Origin of the sequence: Streptomyces antibioticus, assembly GCF_002019855.1 — a bacterium.
Classification (GTDB): Bacteria; Actinomycetota; Actinomycetes; order Streptomycetales; family Streptomycetaceae; genus Streptomyces; species Streptomyces antibioticus_B.
In genome coordinates this window covers 5,565,857-5,583,137 of record NZ_CM007717.1, presented here as the reverse complement: position 1 = coordinate 5,583,137, position 17,281 = coordinate 5,565,857, and the positions used below count along the sequence as shown (strand labels likewise).

At 73.3% G+C, this 17,281-nt stretch carries 18 protein-coding genes and 1 pseudogene; 5 read left to right on the top strand and 14 right to left on the bottom strand.

What is annotated here, in order from left to right:
* Window positions 1-3 precede the first annotated feature (3 nt).
* Complete coding sequence (locus AFM16_RS25490) at window positions 4-591, bottom strand: DNA-3-methyladenine glycosylase I (RefSeq protein WP_030783947.1); 588 nt, start codon at window positions 589-591, stop codon at window positions 4-6.
* Complete coding sequence (locus tag AFM16_RS25485) at window positions 588-944, bottom strand: DivIVA domain-containing protein (RefSeq protein ID WP_030783942.1); 357 nt, start codon at window positions 942-944, stop codon at window positions 588-590. Before AFM16_RS25485 ends, AFM16_RS25490 begins: the two co-directional genes overlap by 4 nt.
* Before the next feature lie 138 nt (window positions 945-1,082).
* Here AFM16_RS25485 and folP point away from each other — a divergent pair, with 138 nt between their 5' ends.
* Window positions 1,083-1,943, top strand: coding sequence for a dihydropteroate synthase (gene folP, locus AFM16_RS25480; protein WP_030783940.1), 861 nt, complete (start codon window positions 1,083-1,085; stop codon window positions 1,941-1,943).
* Between the two features lie 12 nt (window positions 1,944-1,955).
* Here the strand turns inward: folP and AFM16_RS25475 are convergent, their stop codons facing one another.
* Complete coding sequence (locus AFM16_RS25475; RefSeq protein ID WP_030783937.1) at window positions 1,956-2,714, bottom strand: LOG family protein; 759 nt, start codon at window positions 2,712-2,714, stop codon at window positions 1,956-1,958.
* A 141-nt stretch (window positions 2,715-2,855) separates the two neighbouring features.
* Window positions 2,856-3,935: a succinyl-diaminopimelate desuccinylase gene (gene dapE / locus AFM16_RS25470; protein ID WP_078634727.1), complete on the bottom strand. Its 1,080-nt coding sequence runs from the start codon at window positions 3,933-3,935 to the stop codon at window positions 2,856-2,858.
* Between the two features lie 95 nt (window positions 3,936-4,030).
* Here dapE and AFM16_RS25465 point away from each other — a divergent pair, with 95 nt between their 5' ends.
* The gene (locus tag AFM16_RS25465) at window positions 4,031-5,044 is read left to right on the top strand and encodes a VldE C-terminal domain-containing protein (protein WP_078634726.1); all 1,014 of its coding nucleotides are present in this window, start codon (window positions 4,031-4,033) and stop codon (window positions 5,042-5,044) included.
* A gap of 329 nt (window positions 5,045-5,373) precedes the next feature.
* Entirely contained in the window at window positions 5,374-5,829 is a 456-nt protein-coding gene (locus tag AFM16_RS25460; RefSeq protein WP_030783928.1) for a hypothetical protein, read from the top strand.
* 110 nt (window positions 5,830-5,939) lie between these two features.
* Here the strand turns inward: AFM16_RS25460 and AFM16_RS25455 are convergent, their stop codons facing one another.
* A complete protein-coding gene (locus tag AFM16_RS25455) occupies window positions 5,940-7,043 on the bottom strand; it encodes a bifunctional succinyldiaminopimelate transaminase/glutamate-prephenate aminotransferase (protein WP_078634725.1) in 1,104 nt (367 codons plus the stop codon).
* Window positions 7,044-7,165: 122 nt separating this feature from the next.
* Window positions 7,166-7,486: a ferredoxin gene (fdxA, locus tag AFM16_RS25450; protein ID WP_030783922.1), complete on the bottom strand. Its 321-nt coding sequence runs from the start codon at window positions 7,484-7,486 to the stop codon at window positions 7,166-7,168.
* A gap of 140 nt (window positions 7,487-7,626) precedes the next feature.
* Between fdxA and AFM16_RS25445 the strand changes: the two genes are divergently transcribed.
* A complete protein-coding gene (locus AFM16_RS25445) occupies window positions 7,627-8,661 on the top strand; it encodes a GNAT family N-acetyltransferase (protein ID WP_078634724.1) in 1,035 nt (344 codons plus the stop codon).
* Window positions 8,658-9,503 (top strand): SirB1 family protein, encoded by an 846-nt coding sequence (locus AFM16_RS25440; protein WP_245177801.1) that lies wholly within the window; start codon window positions 8,658-8,660, stop codon window positions 9,501-9,503. Before AFM16_RS25445 ends, AFM16_RS25440 begins: the two co-directional genes overlap by 4 nt.
* 20 nt (window positions 9,504-9,523) lie before the next feature.
* Here AFM16_RS25440 and AFM16_RS25435 read toward each other — a convergent pair whose 3' ends face one another.
* From AFM16_RS25435 to AFM16_RS25400, 8 genes and pseudogenes are all read right to left on the bottom strand, one after another.
* The gene (locus tag AFM16_RS25435; protein ID WP_030783908.1) at window positions 9,524-10,141 is read right to left on the bottom strand and encodes a response regulator transcription factor; all 618 of its coding nucleotides are present in this window, start codon (window positions 10,139-10,141) and stop codon (window positions 9,524-9,526) included.
* Window positions 10,138-11,340: a sensor histidine kinase gene (locus tag AFM16_RS25430; RefSeq protein ID WP_030783902.1), complete on the bottom strand. Its 1,203-nt coding sequence runs from the start codon at window positions 11,338-11,340 to the stop codon at window positions 10,138-10,140. Before AFM16_RS25430 ends, AFM16_RS25435 begins: the two co-directional genes overlap by 4 nt.
* Before the next feature lie 5 nt (window positions 11,341-11,345).
* Complete coding sequence (locus AFM16_RS25425; RefSeq protein WP_030783900.1) at window positions 11,346-12,086, bottom strand: ABC transporter permease; 741 nt, start codon at window positions 12,084-12,086, stop codon at window positions 11,346-11,348.
* Window positions 12,083-12,931 (bottom strand): annotated as a pseudogene (locus AFM16_RS25420) (ABC transporter ATP-binding protein); the annotation flags it as partial. The pseudogene AFM16_RS25420 and the gene AFM16_RS25425, both read right to left, overlap by 4 nt.
* A gap of 194 nt (window positions 12,932-13,125) precedes the next feature.
* Window positions 13,126-15,510 carry a hypothetical protein gene (locus AFM16_RS25415; protein ID WP_078634722.1) on the bottom strand — a complete coding sequence of 795 codons (2,385 nt, stop codon included), beginning with the start codon at window positions 15,508-15,510 and terminating at the stop codon, window positions 13,126-13,128.
* Between the two features lie 154 nt (window positions 15,511-15,664).
* Window positions 15,665-16,075 carry a DUF6113 family protein gene (locus AFM16_RS25410; RefSeq protein ID WP_030783892.1) on the bottom strand — a complete coding sequence of 137 codons (411 nt, stop codon included), beginning with the start codon at window positions 16,073-16,075 and terminating at the stop codon, window positions 15,665-15,667.
* Complete coding sequence (gene mshB / locus AFM16_RS25405) at window positions 16,075-16,950, bottom strand: N-acetyl-1-D-myo-inositol-2-amino-2-deoxy-alpha-D-glucopyranoside deacetylase (RefSeq protein ID WP_078634721.1); 876 nt, start codon at window positions 16,948-16,950, stop codon at window positions 16,075-16,077. The genes AFM16_RS25410 and mshB overlap by 1 nt, the downstream gene beginning before the upstream one ends.
* A 24-nt stretch (window positions 16,951-16,974) precedes the next feature.
* Window positions 16,975-17,169, bottom strand: coding sequence for a hypothetical protein (locus tag AFM16_RS25400; RefSeq protein WP_030783885.1), 195 nt, complete (start codon window positions 17,167-17,169; stop codon window positions 16,975-16,977).
* Between the last annotated feature and the right edge of the window lie 112 nt (window positions 17,170-17,281).

Below are 17,281 nucleotides of genomic sequence, written 5' to 3'. Positions count from 1 at the left end.
GTCCTAGGCGGCGGTTCTGCTCACGCAGCCCGCCAGGTGGTCGTCGACCAGGCCGCACGCCTGCATCAGCGCGTAGGCCGTCGTCGGCCCGACGAACCGCAGGCCCTTCTTCTTGAGGGCCTTCGACAGGGCCGTCGACTCGGCGGTGACGGCGGGCACGTCGGCGAGGGTGCGCGGGACCGGGCGGCCGGCCGGGTCCGGGGCGTGGGACCAGATCAGTTCGTCCAGCTCGCCCGGGGCCCAGCCGGCGAGCGCCCGCGCGTTGGCGAGGGTGGCGTCGATCTTGGCGCGGTTGCGGATGATGCCGGTGTCGGCGAGGAGGCGGTCGCGGTCGGTGTCGGTGAAGGCGGCGACGGAGGCGATCTCGAAGCCGGCGAAGGCGGCGCGGAAGCCGGGGCGGCGGCGCAGGATGGTGATCCAGGACAGGCCGGACTGGAACGCCTCCAGGCTGAGCCGTTCGAACAGGGCGTCGTCGCCGTGGACCGGGCGGCCCCACTCCTCGTCGTGGTAGGTCACGTAGTCCGGGGTGGACAGCGCCCAGGGGCAGCGTGCGGCGCCGTCCGGTCCGGCGAGGGCGGTGCCGTCGCTCACTGCTGGTCCTCCTGGTCCGGCTTCTCGAAGGAGACCTGCGGTCCGGCGGCGCGGGCGCCGGTGAGAGCGGACTCCAGGTCGGCGATCCGGGCGTCCCGCTCGGAGAGTTCGGCGGCGAGGCGGTTGAGGGCGTCGTCCACGTCGGCCATGCGGTAGCCGCGGGCGGCGAGCGGGAAGCGCAGCCGGTCGATGTCGGCGCGGTCGAGCGGGCGGTCCGGGGGCAGCGGGTCGTGCAGCCGCTGGGGCTCCGCGTCGGGCAGCGGTCCGGTGCCCTCGCCGCCGCCCACCACGGCGAGTGTCACCGCGGCGACCACCACGGCGAGCGCGATGACCAGGAACAGGAACATAACCATCGGTGGGGCCCCCACGCTCGGAGTGCTCGGTGTCGGACTGTGTGTGGGTCCGATCGTGCCATGCGGGTCGGACAGTTAGGGTCGCAGGCGGTGGTTGCGCGGGGACGTACCAGGACGTTCGAGGAAAGGTCACAGGGGATGCTCAGGCTGGGCAGGCGGGAATTCGGGGCGCACGAGCCGGTGATCATGGCGATCGTGAACCGGACCCCGGACTCCTTCTACGACCGGGGCGCCACCTTCCGTGACGAGCCGGCGCTGGCCCGGGTGGAGCAGGCGGTGGCGGAGGGGGCCGCCATCATCGACATCGGCGGGGTGAAGGCCGGTCCCGGTGACGAGGTGAGCGCCGAGGAGGAGGCGCGGCGCACGGTCGGTTTCGTGGCCGAGGTGCGGCGGCGTTTCCCCGAGGTGGTGATCAGCGTCGACACCTGGCGGGCCGAGGTCGGCGAGGCGGTGTGCGAGGCGGGCGCGGATCTGCTGAACGACGCGTGGGGCGGCGTCGACCCGGGGCTCGCGGAGGTCGCCGCGCGGTACGGGGTGGGGCTGGTGTGCACGCACGCGGGCGGCGCGGAGCCGCGGACGCGTCCGCACCGGGTGACGTACGACGATGTCGTGGCCGACATCCTGCGGGTGACGGTGGGGCTCGCGGAGCGGGCGGTGGCGCTGGGGGTGCCGAGGGAGTCGGTGCTGATCGATCCGGGGCACGACTTCGGCAAGAACACCCGGCACAGCCTGGAGGCGACCCGGCGGCTGGGCGAGATGGTGGAGACGGGCTGGCCGGTGCTGGTGTCCCTGTCGAACAAGGACTTCGTCGGGGAGACGCTGGACCGGCCGGTGAAGGAGCGGGTGCTCGGCACCCTGGCCACCACCGCGGTGTCGGCGTGGCTGGGGGCCCAGGTGTACCGGGTGCACGAGGTGGCGGAGACCCGGCAGGTGCTCGACATGGTCGCGTCGATCGCGGGCCACCGGCCCCCGGCGGTGGCCCGCCGGGGACTCGCGTAGCCGCTGCGCCGTCTAGCGGCCGGCCTCCTTCGAGACCAGCGCGACCGCCTCGTCCACGTCGTCCGTCACGTGGAAGAGCAGGAGGTCCTTCTCGGCCGCCTTGCCCTGCGCCACCAGGGTGTTGCGGAGCCAGTCGACCAGGCCGCCCCAGTACTCGGTGCCGAAGAGCACGATGGGGAAGCGGGTGACCTTCTGGGTCTGGACGAGCGTGAGGGCCTCGAAGAGTTCGTCGAGGGTGCCCAGCCCACCGGGCAGCACCACGAACCCTTGAGCGTATTTGACGAACATCATCTTTCTGACGAAGAAGTACCGGAAGTTCAGGCCGATGTCGACGTAGGGGTTCAGCCCCTGCTCGAAGGGCAGTTCGATGCCCAGGCCGACCGAGGTGCCGCCCGCCTCGCAGGCGCCCTTGTTGGCCGCCTCCATCGCGCCCGGACCGCCACCGGTGATGACCGCCCAGCCCGCCTCGACCAGGCCGCTGCCCAGCCGCACGCCCGCCTCGTACTCCGGGGAGCCGGCCGGGGTCCGGGCCGAGCCGAACACACTGATCGCCGGGGGGAGTTCGGCGAGGGTGCCGAAGCCTTCGATGAACTCCGACTGGATGCGCAGGACCCGCCAGGGGTCGGTGTGCACCCAGTCGGAGGGGCCTCCGGCGTCCAGCAGCCGCTGGTCGGTGGTGCTCGCCGTGACCTGACTGCGCCGTCGGAGAACCGGGCCCAGGCGCTGTTCCTCCGGTGGCTGCTTCTTGCCCTCGGGGTTGCCGGTAGCCATGTGGACTCCCTCCGCTTGCGGTTGTTCGGACCTCAGCGTAGATCTACGCGGGTTACGGAGGGGGGACGTCGGTGTGACCGGTGCGCAGCGCCCGGGCCCAGGGCGGGGTCGGGGCCGGATCGGGACCGCCTCGGGACCGGCTCAGGCGGTGAGCCAGGCCCGCAGCCGCTCCTCGCCGGCGAGGATCTTCGCGGTGTCGACGCGCTCGTCCCGCTTGTGCGCCAAGTGCGGGTTGCCAGGGCCGTAGTTGACGGCCGGAACACCCAGCGCGGAGAACCGGCTGACGTCCGTCCAGCCGAACTTGGGCTGCGGGGTGCCGCCCACCGCCTCGATGAAGGCGGCCGCGGCCGGGTGGGAGAGACCGGGCAGGGCGCCGCCGCTGTGGTCGTCCACCACGAACTCCTCCACCCCGCAGCCGTCGAAGACCTCCCGCACATGGGCGAGCGCCTCCTCCTCGCTGCGGTCGGGGGCGTAGCGGAAGTTGACGGTGACCACGCACTCGTCGGGGATGACGTTGCCGGCGACCCCGCCGCGGATGCCGACGGCGTTGAGTCCCTCGCGGTACTCCAGGCCGTCGATCACCGGGTTCCGCGGCTGGTAGGCGGCCAGGCGGGCCAGGATCGGCGCCGCCGCGTGGATCGCGTTCGAGCCCATCCAGCTCCGCGCCGAGTGGGCCCGCTCGCCCGAGGTGCGCAGCAGCACCCTGAGCGTGCCCTGACAGCCGCCCTCGACCTGGCCGTCGGAGGGTTCGAGCAGCACCGCGAAGTCGCCTTCGAGCCACTCCGGGTGCGCCTCGGCGACGTGCTTGAGGCCGTTCAGGTCCGCGGTGACCTCTTCGTTGTCGTAGAAGATGAAGGTCAGATCGCGGTTGGGGGCGGGGACGGTCGCCGCGATGCGGAGCTGGACCGCCACGCCGGACTTCATGTCGCAGGTGCCGCAGCCCCACAGGACGCCGTCCTCGTCGAGGCGCGAGGGGACGTTGTCGGCGATCGGGACGGTGTCGATGTGGCCGGCGAGGATCACGCGCTGCGGCAGGCCCTGCTCGGTGCGGGCGATCACGTTGTTGCCGTAGCGGTGCACCGTGAGGTGGGGCAGCGCGCGCAGGGCGGTCTCGATCGCGTCCGCGAGGGGCTTCTCGGTGCCGCTCTCCGAGGGGAGGTCGACGAGCCGCGCGGTGAGCTCCGCGGCGTCCAGAGTCAGGTCAAGCAGGGGGTCGGCCATGGCGTCGACCCTAACGCGCCATACGTGGCGGCTCGCTCTGCCCTCCGTCGCACACGCGTCCCCCATGTCCGCCTACCGTCCAGTACCTTGTACGCGTGCCAGAGCCGTCCTCCTCCCCCAAGCGCCGTGGCCGTCTGCTGCGTTCCGCGGCGGCCTGTGTGGTCCTGTCCGCGGTCGCCGGTTATGTGGTGGTCCAGTACGTCACCGGGGGCCCGCACGCTCCCGGGTGCAAGGTCGTCTCCGCGACGGCCGGCGGGGCAGCGTACGAGTTCACCCCGGAGCAGGCGGTCAACGCGGCCACCATCACGGCCGTCGGCACCGGCCGGGGCATGCCCGAGCGGGCCGTCACCATCGCGCTGGCCACCGCGCTCCAGGAGTCGGGGCTGCGCAACCTCGACCACGGCGACCGGGACTCCCTCGGGCTCTTCCAGCAGCGGCCCTCGCAGGGCTGGGGCACGCCGAAGCAGGTCACGGACCCGGCGTACGCGGCGGACATCTTCTACGAGCACCTCGCCAAGGTGCCCGACTACACCGAACTGCCGCTGACCGTCGCCGCGCAGCGGGTGCAGCGCAGCGGCTACCCGGAGGCGTACGCCAAGCACGAGCCGGACGCGACGCTGCTGGCGGCCGCGCTCACCGGCTCCTCGGCGGCCACGCTGACCTGTGAGGGCACCCCGCGGACCACGGCCAGCTCCGGCCCGGACGGGGTGCGCGCGGCGCTGCTGCGGGACTTCGGGCGGGACGCGCTGCGCGAGGCGGGCGCCGAGGTCTCCGACGACAAGGCGTCCTCGACGGACACGGAGACCAGGACGGACGCGCCGCGGGCGGTGACCGACGGGCGGACGGTGATCCTGCCCGTCGCCGAGGACACCACGGCCGCCGGACGCGACGTCCGAGAGCGCGGCTGGCAGCTCGCCCACTGGGCGGTGGCCAACGCCTCGGCGCTGCGGATCCAGAAGGTGTCCTACGCGGGCCAGGAGTGGAAGGCGGGCCACACCGACAGCCGGTGGCGCCCCCTCGCCTCGGGCGGCACGGAGGCCGCGGGCACCGGCGGGGCCGCGGGGGCGGGCGACGACACCGGGAGCGTGCGGATCGTCACCGCGCGGTAGAGCAGTGGTACGGACACGGGTGCGGGGGTTCACCCCGGCGGGTGGTGCCCGGTGGTCCGGACGGCGGTGTGCTCAGGTTTTCGCCCCGTCACCCCCGACCGCGGCGGATCCCTTGCGAACAAAGGACTCCGCGGGTTTGGCGGACTTTCATATCGGGCGGTTTTTGCCCGTTTTTATCCACAGCCGATAATGCGACGCATTGCCAACTCTTTACGTCGGCCGTGCGCAACCTTCGTGGGCTTCGAGCGGTAGTCACTGCGTCCGGGCCCGGACAGACAGTTTTCGCTCTGTGTTCTCCGAACCCTGTTCTCTCCCGTCGAAGGAGCATCATGTCCCTCCCCCTGACCCGCCGGATCGCCCGTGCCGCGCTGCTTGTCGCTGCGGGAGCGGCCGCCGGGGTCGGTGCGGCCGGCTCCGCCAGCGCGGCCCCCGCCGCCCTGCCCGCCGCCCCGGACCTCGGCGGGCTGACCGCCCTGGACGCGGCGAACGTCGGCACCACGCTCGACGGTGCGACGCACACCGCGACCGGGCTCGCGGGTGCGGCCGGCGGCAAGGCGGTCAAGCAGGTGGCGCCGGCGGCGAAGAAGCCCGGTGGCAAGGCGGCGAAGAAGCCGGCCGCACCGGCCAAGAAGGCCGCCGGGAAGACGGCGGGCAAGTCCGGCAAGGCCGCGGGCGCCGCGGGCCTGCTCGGCGACGCCGCCAAGACGGTCACGAAGGGCGGGCTGCCGACGGAGGGCCTCACCCAGGGCGGCCTGCCGGGCGCGGGCACGCTGCCGATCGGCTGACGCCACGACGTCACTTACGGCTGGCGTCACGATCGTCCGACGCGGCGCCGAGCCGGTGACCGACGGGGTCCGGGGTCGTCCCCCGGGCCCCGTCGTGCCGTTCGTCCGGACTACCGGGCGGCGAGCCGCTCCACCGCCGCGCGGACGCGTTCGTCCGTCGCCGTGAGGGCCACGCGGACGAACTCCTCGCCCGCCGTGCCGTAGAAGTCGCCCGGCGCCACCAGGATGCCCCGGTCGGCGAGATGGGCGACCGTGGCCCAGCAGGACTCCCCCCGGGTCGCCCACAGGTAGAGGCTGGCCTCGCTGTGCTCGATACGGAAGCCGTGGCCGAGCAGCGCCTCGCGCAGCAGGGTGCGGCGGACGGCGTAACGGGCGCGCTGCTCCTGGACATGGGCGTCGTCACCGAGGGCCGCCACCACCGCGGCCTGGGTGGGCGCCGACGTCATCATGCCGCCGTGCTTGCGGATCTCCAGCAGCGGGCCGAGGACCGCCGGGTCACCGGCGAGGAACGCGGCGCGGTAGCCCGCCAGGTTGGAGCGCTTGGACAGCGAGTGCACCGCGACGACGCCGTCGTACGAGCCGCCGTTGACGTCCGGGTGCAGGACCGAGACCGGGTCGGCCTCCCAGCCCAGCTCCAGATAGCACTCGTCGGAGACGACCAGGACGCCGTGCTCCCGGGCCCAGGCGACGATCCGCGTCAGCTCGGCCTTCGGCAGCACCCGGCCGGTCGGGTTGGACGGGGAGTTCAGCCAGAGCAGCTTCAGGCCCTCGGGGTCCAGCTCGGTGGGGTCGTCGTAGACCTCGTGGTCCGCGCGGGCCAGCCGGGCGCCGACCTCGTACGTCGGATAGGCCAGCCGCGGGTACGCCACCCGGTCACCGGGGCCCAGGCCGAGCTGGGTGGGGAGCCAGGCGACGAGTTCCTTGGAGCCGACTATCGGCAGCACATGGCGGTGGGTGACCTCGCGGGCGCCGAGCCTGCGCTCCAGCCAGCCGGTGATCGCGTCGCGCAGGGCCGGGGTGCCCCAGACCGTGGGGTAGCCGGGCGAGTCCGCCGCGTCGATCAGGGCCTTCTGGATCAGCTCGGGGACCGGGTCGACCGGGGTGCCGACGGAGAGGTCGACGATGCCGTCCGGGTGCGCCGCGGCCGTCTTCTTGTACGGCTCCAGCTTGTCCCAGGGGAAGGCGGGGAGGCGGTCGGAGACTACGGAGGACACGGTGATGCTCGCTCTCTCAGGTACGGGAAACGCCCGGGTACGGGAAACGCCTCGGTCCCGTACGGCGGCGATCAGGCCGTACGGGACCGAGGCGGCACGATGTGCGGGCCGCTGGTCGCGGACTACTCGGCCTGCGGCGGCAGCGCGGCGACGAAGGGGTGGTCGCGCTCGATCACGCCCAGCTTGCTGGCGCCGCCCGGAGAACCGAGCTCGTCGAAGAACTCGACGTTCGCCTTGTAGTAGTCCTTCCACTCCTCCGGCACGTCGTCCTCGTAGAAGATGGCCTCGACCGGGCAGACCGGTTCACAGGCGCCGCAGTCGACGCATTCGTCCGGGTGGATGTACAAGGACCGGGAGCCCTCGTAGATGCAGTCGACCGGGCACTCCTCGATGCACGCCTTGTCCTTCACGTCTACACAAGGCTGCGCGATGACGTAGGTCACGCTGTCGTTCCTCCTCGATAGGGCGCTGGCGGGCCTCCGTAGGCTCCGCCGCCTGGCGCGCGGGAGCGCGGCGTCGTCGATGCCCGCACCTAGTATCTCCGTTCTTGGGCATGATCCGAACAGGAGGGGTGAACCGACCTGTGGAATTCTCGGCCGCGGGACGCCTCGAGGTCCGCATCACCGCCGCTGACGTGGGCAAACGTGTCTCCGTGCGGCGTTTGACCGATCCGGGCGTCACCGAGGGGAAATTCACCGACACGGTGGGTGTTCTCACATCATGGGACGACGGTGTGCTGGTGATCACACGGAAGAGCGGGGACAGCGTCCGGATTGACGCGTCCTCGCTGGTCGCGGGGAAGGTCGTGCCGCCGGCCCCGGCCCGCCGCCGGGGGCCCGCCGCGTCGTTCGAGGAGCTGTCCCGGATCGCGGCGCGGGCCTGGCGGCCGGTGGAGAGCGAGCGGCTCGGCGACTGGGAGCTGCGGGCCGCCTCCGGGTTCACCCGGCGCGCCAACTCCGTCCTGCCGCTCGGCGACCCGGGCCTGCCGCTGGACGCGGCCCTGGACGCCGTACGGCGCTGGTACGCGGAGCGCGGGCTGCCCGCGTACGCGCAGACGGCGACCGGCGCCGAGGGCACGCAGGAGCTGCTCTGCGGGGAGCTGGAGCGGCGCGGCTGGGTGCGCGAGGTGACCGCGGAGCTGTGGATCGGGGCGCTGGCGCCGCTCGCCGACGTCGCCGCGCCGGACGCGGGCGCGTCGGTCTCGTCGGCCCCGTCCGTCGTGCTGGCGCGTTCGGCGGACGAGGCGTGGCTGTCCCGGTATCAGCGCAAGGGGGTGAGCGAGGTGGCCCTCAAGGTGCTGGGCAGCGGGCCGTCGGTGTGGTTCGCGACCGTGCCCGGCGCGTCCGGCGAGGCGCCCGCGGCGATCGGGCGGTGTGTGGTGGACGGGCGGTGGGCCGGGTTCGCGGCGGTCGAGGTCGATCCGGCGTGGCGGCGGCGCGGGCTCGCGACGGCCGTGATGGCCGCGCTGGCCCGGCGGGCGCTGGACGAGGGCGCGTCGGCCGCCTGGCTCCAGGTCGAGGCGGACAACGCGGGGGCGCGGGCGCTGTACGGGCGGCTGGGCCTGGGGGCGCACCACGCGTACCACCACTACCGGGAGCCGCGGGAGGCTTCTTCGTGAGCGAGCCCGTGGACGGCTTCGAGGACGGTGAGGTGCGCCGGCTGTTCGCCGAGGAGGCGCGGGCCGAGCGGCCCGACCTCGCCGTGCTGTGCCTGCTGATCGGCGCGGAGGCCGACCCCGGGTTGGGTCCGGCCGGGCTCGACGCCGCGCAGGCGGAACTGGACCGGCTGGCCGGGGAGATGCCGTACCGGCCGGGCGGGCCGCACGACTGGGCGGTGGCGCTGCGCGATCTGCTGGGCGGGCGGTACGGCTTCGGCGGCTCCCCGGCGGACTATCAGCGGCTGGAGTCCTCGCTGCTGCACCAGGTGCTGGTACGGCGGCGGGGGCTGCCGATCCTGCTGTCGGTGGTGTGGGTGGAGGTCGCCCGGCGGGCCGGGGCCCCGGTGTACGGGGTCGCCCTGCCGGGGCACTTCCTGGTCGGGCTCGGGCCTTCCGACGGGCAGGTGCTGGTGGATCCGTTCGACGGGGGCCGGGTGCTGGGCGAGGGCGAGGCGGGCGCGCTGGTCTCCAAGGCGACGGGTGCCGTGCTGGAGCCGTCGATGCTGGAGCCCGCGGAGCCGCTGGAGGTGGTGATCCGGATCCTCAACAACATCCGCTCCTGGGCCGCCGCCCGCCCGGAACGCTCCGACGTCGCCCTGTGGGCGGTCGAGCTGTCCCTCCTGATCCCTCACCACCCGGCCCGCCTGCGCCACGAGAAGGGCCAACTCCTGGTCCGGCGCGGCGAATTCGTGGCGGGCGCCGTCGAACTGGAGGAGTACGCGAACCTGGTGGAGGTCGTCGACGAGCCCACCGCGGAACGGGTGAGGAACGAGGCCCGCGCGGCCCGCGCGATGCTGAACTGACGCCGCCGCGCAGGGTGTTGTCAGAGCCAGCCCTTCTCGCGGGCCGTGCGCACCGCCTCCGCCCTGTTGCGGACCGAGAGTTTCTGGATGGCCGTCGACAGGTAGTTGCGGACCGTGCCCTGGGAGAGGTGCAGGGTGTGAGCGAGTTCGGCGTTGGTGGAGCCGTCGGCCGCCGCTCGGAGGACCTCGCGCTCGCGGTCCGTCAGCGGGTTGGCGCCCTCGGCGAGGGCGGCTGCCGCGAGGGTGGGGTCGATGACGCGCTCGCCCGCCAGCACCTTGCGGACGGCTTCGGCGAGTTGGGCGGCGGGGGCGTCCTTGACGAGGAATGCGTCGGCGCCCGCCTCCATCGCACTGCGCAGATAGCCGGGGCGGCCGAAGGTGGTGAGGACGACCAGCTTGACGTGCGGCAGCTCCCGGTGGAGCTGGGCGGCGGCCTCGATGCCGGTGGCGCCCGGCATCTCGATGTCCAGGAGGGCCACGTCGACCCGGTGGGCGCGGGCGGCCGCCAGGACCTCGTCGCCGCGGGCCGCCTGGGCGACCACCTCGATGTCGTCCTCCAGGCCGAGCAGGGCGGCCAGCGCCTCGCGGACCATCGACTGGTCCTCGGCCAGCAGGACCTTGATCACGTCACCGGTCATGCCGGGGATCCTATGTCCGCGCCGGCGCCCGCCGGGACCCGGGCGACCAGCCGGAAGCCGTGCCTGGTCCGGCCCGCCTCCAGGGTGCCGCCGGCCTTCTCCAGCCGCTCGGTCAGACCGGTGAGGCCGTTGCCGGGAACCGTGCCGGGGCCGCCGGAGCCGTTGTCCTCGACGGAGAGTTCCACGACCGGGCCGTCCAGGGTCTGGCGGCGGACCACGTCCACCGTGCAGCGGCCGGCGCCGCTGTGCCGTACGACGTTGGTGACCGCCTCGCGCAGGGCCCAGGCGAGGGCGGACTCGCTCTCCTCGGGGACCCCGTCGAGATCGGGCTCGGCGGGGACGTGGGCGGTGACACCGGCGGCCGCCAGGGCGACCTGGACGCCGGCGAGTTCGGCGGCCAGCCGGGGCCGCCGGTAGCCGGTGACGGCCTCCCGGACGTCCACCATGGCCTGTCTGCTGACCTGTTCGATGTCGGCGACCTGCCGGGCGGCCTTCTCGGGGTGCTCGGGCAGCATCCGGCCGGCCAGCTCGCTCTTGAGGGTGATCAGCGACAGGGAGTGGCCGAGCAGGTCGTGCAGGTCCCTGGCGAGCCGCAGCCGCTCCTCGTTCGCGGCGAGCTGGGCGACGGTGGCGCGGGCCTCGCGCAACGCGATGGTGGTGCGGACCAGTTGGCTGACGCCGGTCATCGCGAAGCCGATGAGCAGCACCAGCACGAGCAGGTCGGCCGCCTGCTCCACGCCGGTGCGCAGGCCGACCAGCATCATCGTGGCCGCCGTCGCCGGGATCGCCCAGAACGCGGCCCGCGGCGGCAGCACCATCCCGCAGGCCACCGAGACGTAGCAGAACAGGCCGAGCCAGGGGGCGCCGAGGGTGAGGGAGAGGGTGACGGCGAGGGCGGCCATCGAGCCGATGAGGGCGACGACCAGCCTCCGCGGATAGGGCGCGTCCCCCATGTCCCTGAACAGCAGCGCGAGATAGACGCTGACGAACACCGCCAGGCCCAGCGAGCCGGCCGCCGTGCCCGCGGAGGTGTGGCGGCCGGAGACCAGGTCGTGGACCGGCGAGCTGAGGAAGACCAGCCAGACGCCGATCCACAGGGCCTTGCGCCGCCACAGCTCACGGCGGGTGCGGGCGGTCCTTCCCAGCCCGACGGCCATCTCCCGCCGGACCTCCTCGGGCAGCAGGTCGTCGTCCGTCATGGCGCTCACGCCTTCAACGTGTCCTTCCGGTAGAGCCAGGCCGCGCCGCCCGTGAACAGGGCGAAGAAGACGGCCAGGATGACGATGTCCTGGGCGTGCGGGGCCTGGTTCCGTTCGATCGCCTGCCCCAGCGCAGCGTACGCGTGCGTGGGCACCCACTCGGCGATGTCCTGCAGCCAGGACGGGAAGGTGGTCGTCGGCATCCACAGCCCGCCGAGGATCGACAGCCCGAAGTAGGTGATCATGGTGACCGGACGGACCGCGTCCCCGCTGGTCAGATAGCCGAGGGCGACCCCCAGGGCGGCGAAGACCAGGCTGCCGGCCCATATCGCGCCGGTGAGCGCGAGCCACTGCCAGGCGTCCAGGCGGACGTCCTTCACGGCGGCCGCGACGGCGAAGACGATCACGATCGACGGCAGGCTCACCACGGCCGCGCTCGCCGTCTTGGCCAGGACGTACCCCCGGCCCGGGAGCGTGGTCAGCCGGAGCTGCCTGACCCAGCCGCTCTCGCGTTCCTTGGCGATGCGTTCGCTGTTGCCCATCAGGACGGCGGTCAGGGCCCCGAAGGAGGCCATGGAGACCATCATGTACGTCGGCAGGGTGAGGCCGGTGCCGTCGACCTCGGTGGTGCTGTCGGCGCTGCCCGCGATCAGCAGGAACAGCACGGACGGGTAGATCACCGAGAAGAACAGGAACTTGCGGTTGCGCAGGGCGCGGATGAGTTCCAGTTTGATCAGGCCGTTCACTTGGTCTTCGCCTCCTCGGCGGTGGTGAGGGCGACGAACGCCTGCTCCAGGCCGAGCCCGGCGACCTCCAGATTGCGGGGGCGCAGGCCGAGGCCGTAGAGGGCGTGGACGGTGGTGTCGGCGTCGGCGGACTGGATGCGCACGGTGTGGCCCGACACGTCGAGGGTGGTGAGGAAGGGCAGGGCGCGCAGGGCGGCCTCGTCGATCTCGCCGTCCAGGTCGAAGGCGATGCGGCGGGCTCCCGCCCTGGCCTTGATCTCGGCGGCGGTGCCGTCGGCGAGCAGCCGTCCCCGGTGCAGGACCAGCACCCGGTCCGCTATCGCGTCCGCCTCTTCCAGGTAGTGGGTGGCGAAGAGGACCGTGCGGCCCTGGTCGGCCTGTTCGCGCATGGTGGCCCAGAACGCCTGGCGGGTGGTGACGTCCATGCCGGTGGTCGGCTCGTCCAGGACGATCAGGTCGCTGTCGCCCGCGGTGGCGAGGGCGAAGCGGACCCGCTGGGCCTGGCCGCCGGAGAGCTTGTCGACCTTGCGGCCGGCGATCTGGGAGACCCCGGCCCGGGACATCACCTCGGAGGGCGGGTACGGCCGCGGGTGCAGGGCGCAGGCGAGCGTGACCAGTTCGGCGACGGTGACCTCGTCCATCAGCCCGCCGCTCTGGAGCATCGCGCCGACCCGGCCGGCGACGATCGCCTCACGCGGGCTGGTGCCGAAGACGCGGACGGTGCCGCCGTCGGGCTGCTTGAGGCCGAGCAGCAGGTCGAGGGTGGTGGACTTGCCGGCGCCGTTGGGGCCCAGCAGGGCCACGGTCTCCCCGGGGTGCAGGGCGAGGGTCAGGCCGTCGACGGCGCGTACGTCGCCGTAGCTCTTGGTCACCTGGTCGAAGGTGACGGCCGGGGCGGTGGCCGGTGCCGTCCGCCGTGCTGTCCTCGGTGCGGTCGTCGTCATGACAGCAATCGTCGCCCGGCGAGAACGGCGGCGGCAGTGTCGGCTGTCCTCGGTGCCGCATGACAGATGTCATGTCACGCGGCACCGAGGGAGGGTCAGCTCGGGTCGGTCTCGATCGTCGCGGTGCGTTCGGCCGGGGTCTTGCCGAGGAGCGCGGGACGCAGGGCTGCGATCACGTCCTCGACCGTCACCCCGGTCTTGGCGCCGGTGCCGCGGGTGATCAGTACGCCGTCGAAGGTGTCGCCGTACAGCTCGGTCAGGGCCTTCTTGTCGTACGTCTCGACGAGCTTGCCGTCGACCCCCTGCACGCCCAGGAACTTCCACAGGGACTTCTGGGGGCTGAACGACACGCTCTGGCCGCTCGGCGCCCGCACGGTCACCAGGCCCGACATGGCGGGCTCGGCGAACTTCTTCATCATCCGGTCGACCTCGGCGTTGGAGATCGTCGGCTGCTTGGTGACGGTCGGGACCTTCACCGCGGTGGTGGTGCCGGTCTCGACCTGGGTGCGGTAGGCGGCCACGACGGACTCCTCGGCCCCGGCCGCGTCGACGCCCTGACCGGGCTTGCCGTAGACCGCGACGGCCTTGCCCGCCTGGAACGTGATGGTGCCGTCGTTCGACGATCCGGAGCCGCCCGCGGCGGACGCGAGGGCCGCCTGGAGCTTCTCCTCGTCGACCGGCATCTGCGGTTCGACGACCCGCTCCTGGCCGAAGAGCGTGCCGATCACGGAGACCGGGTTGTAGTCGCTCTTGGTCACGCCGTCCACGGTGGCCTGGATGTCGAACTGGAGGCCCGCCTGGTCCGGCTTGAGGGTGAGGGTGTCCCCGCCGACGGACAGCTTCAGGGGCTGGTCGGCCCGCTTGTCGAAGGCGTCCTCCAGCGTCTTGACGGCCTCGTCGCGGGTGCTGCCGCCGATGTCGACGCCGAGGACGGTGGTGCCCTTGGGCACGTCGGAGTGGTTCATCAGCAGACCGGCGCCGTAGGCACCGACGCCGCCGACGACCAGCAGGACGCCGACGAGGACCAGCTTGCTGCGGCCCTTCTTTTTCTTCTTGGCACCGGCGGTGGAGGTGCTCTGCGCGGCCGGCGCGGGCCGCTTCGGCGCGGTCTGCGCCGCGGGTCCACCGGCGCCGGGGCCGCCCGGACCGGCCGGGCCGGCGGCGGGGACGACGGGGATGCCGCTGGTGACGGTGTGCCCGGAGACGTTGTCCGCCGGACGGGCGCCGTAGCCTCCGGCGCCGGAGCCGGGGGCCGGGAACTGGGGGGTGAGCTGCGCGGTGTCGTCGCTGAACCCGCTGCCGGGGCGCCGGGTGCCGGGGGCGGCACCGGGAGCCGCACCGGGGGCGGCTGCACGCGGGCCACCCGGGGCGCCGGGCATGCCGTGGTCGCCGGGCATGCCATGGTCGCCGGGTGTCATCGGGGGCACGATCGGGCCGTCGCCGGTGACCGGACCGCCGGTCGGTCCCGCGGGGCCCTGCGGGCCGCCTCGGCCGCCGGGTCCGCCGGGCAGGTCGGGGCCGTTGAAGTCGTACGAGCTGCCGGGACCGGCGAAGCCGTGCTGGTCGGCGGGGCCGCCCGGACCCGCGTAACCGTTCTGACCGCCTTGGCCGTTCTGCCCGTTGTGCCCGGCCTGGCCGCCCTGGCCGTTGCCGGTGAAGTACGGCAGTTCGTCGCGGCGGGGTTCGGCGGGGGCGCCGCTCTGGGTCGGGCGGGTGCCGCCCTGGAGCGGGCCCGCGGCGAGCGCCTCGGTGACGTCGAAGGAGCCCGTGCCGCCGCCGTGTCCGGGGGCGACCGGACCGCCGGTGGCGCCGCCGGGCAGGCCCGCGCCGTTGCCGCCGCCGGGGCGGGGCCCGATGGCGCCGATGGACCCGGTGGACGGACCGGGACCGGCCGTGCCGCCCGGCCGGCCGCCGCCGGGACGGGCGCCGGGAGCCGGGGCACCGGGCGCGGGGGCGCCGGGGACGGTGCTCGGGGGGCCGCCGGGCAGGGCGCCCGCGGCCGAACCGCCCGGCAGTCCCGCGCCGTTCGTGCCGCCGCCGGGGCCGCCCTTGGCCGGGCCGGACTTGCGCGGCGCGAACCAGTCGCTGGTCTTCTCCTCGGCGGCGGGCGCCGGAGCGGGCGCGGCCGACGGGGCCGGTGCCGGGGCGACGGGCGCCTCGAAGGTCCCGGTGGTGTCCGCACCGGATCCCGGGGCGGCAGGCGTCTGCGGCGCGGCGGTGTCGGTGCCCGCGCCCTCGGTGTCCCCGACGGGCTTGCGCACGACGACCGGCGGAATGGGCCGCGAACCGGGGATGTTGATCCGGATCCGGGTCGTCAGCGTGGTCTCGGTCTTGCGTTCTTCCGGCGGGGCGGCCGAACGGCCCGCGTCCGCACCGGCGTCGGACACCACGGGGGTGCCGTACGGCGGCGTACCCGACGGGTATGCGGCTCCGCCGCGCCCGTTGGGCCCGGAGGACGGACTGTCAGTTTCACGACTCAAGGCAGGTTCTCCAGGTTGGCTCCGCCGCGCACCACGTCCTCACGGGCGGCTCGGCGGCGCGCACCACCATACTGGCCACTTCTGGCGCGTATCCCGTGACCGTCGTGGAAACCCACACCGGACTCGCACGGCCACGCCATGGCGAAGTGGTACGTCACTTCCCAAGTCGGACGTCGTCGCGCACCGGTTGCCGCCCCAGCGCGAGGGTGGCGCAGATCACAGCGAGTGCCATGCCGCCGAGCAGGAAGAGATAGGAGCCTCCCGCCGCGCCGAAGAGGAAGTCCCCCTCGGGGCGGCCGGCGGTGAGCACGACGACGCCGACCATCCAGCCGGCGGCGGGCGCGACGGCTCCGCCCCGGCTGTCGAGCGCCCGGGCGCCGCCGAGGAACAGACCGGCCGCGCCGAGGAGTCCGAGCAGCAGTCCGCCGGGGAACCAGCCGGCCTGGACGAGCGCCCCGGCCAGTCCGGTGACGGCGCCGAGCAGGAAGAGGACGACATAGGCGACGAGGCGCCCGGGGGACGGCATGCGCAGGGGCTGCGCGAGCATCGAGCCGCGGTCCGGCATCAGGCCACCTCCCCGGTCCCGGCGAACAGGTCGCTCTCCCTGTTCCGGCCGTCGTCGGGGGCGGGTTCGCCCTGGACGAGCTGGTAGTACTCGGTGGTGAAGAGGGGCTGCGCCAGTTCGTTGGAGAGCGCGAAGGCGCGCTCGCCGGGGGCGACGTCGATCTGGGTGGCGTGCGCGCGCATGGCGGCGGCCTTGGCGGCGGCGTACGCGGTGCCGTCGATCTCGGTGGTGATCGACGCGTCGTCCACCACGCCGGGTACGTCGGAGACGGCGGCGCTCTTGGGGAAGGGCAGCGCGGGCAGTTCCTCGCGGAGCCGGGCGAAGGCGGCCTCGGCGACGGAACGCGGGACGCGGTTGTAGTAGACCTTGGGGACCGTCCAGCCGGCGCGGGCCGCGTGCTCGACGGCGCGCAGGGCGACGCGGTGGGCCTGGATGTGGTCGGGGTGGCCGTAGCCGCCGTGGTCGTCGTACGCCACGACGACCTGGGGGCGGATCTCCAGGATCACCTCGGCGAGCGTGGCGGCGGCGGTGTCGACGTCGGCCCGCCAGAAGCAGTCGGGGTCGTCGTTGTCGGCGAGGCCCATCATCCCGGAGTCGCCGTAACGCCCCGCGCCGCCGAGCAGGCGGACGTCCTCGACGCCGAGTTCGGCCATGGCGGCGGTGAGTTCACGCAGGCGGTGTTCGCCCAGGGCGGCGCCGGTGAGATGGCGCAGCTCCGGCGGGATGACCTCGCCGCGCTCCCCGAGGGTGCAGGTGACCAGGGTCACATGGGCACCCTCGGCCGCGTAGCGGGCCATGGTGGCGCCGTTGTTGATCGACTCGTCGTCCGGGTGCGCGTGCACCAGCAGCAGACGACGGGCGGGCAGTTCCGTCATGCCCCAACCCTATTCCCCGGGGCGTCAGAACTTGATGCTGCCGATCATGCTGGCCACGCTGGTGGTCAGGTCGTTGATCGTGCCCGCCATCGTGGACGAGGCGAGGTAGAAGCCGAGCAGGATGCAGACAACCGCGTGACCGCCCTTCAGTCCTGACTTCTTGATCAACAAGAAGACGATGATCGCCAGCAGCACCACCGCCGAAATCGAGAGTGCCACGGCGGCTCACCTCCAAGAACCCGGGAACGTGGGGGAAAACAGAACGAGGGACCTTGTACATCCGTACAACTGCCAGCAGGTTCATACCCACACAGCGCTAGTGATCATAACT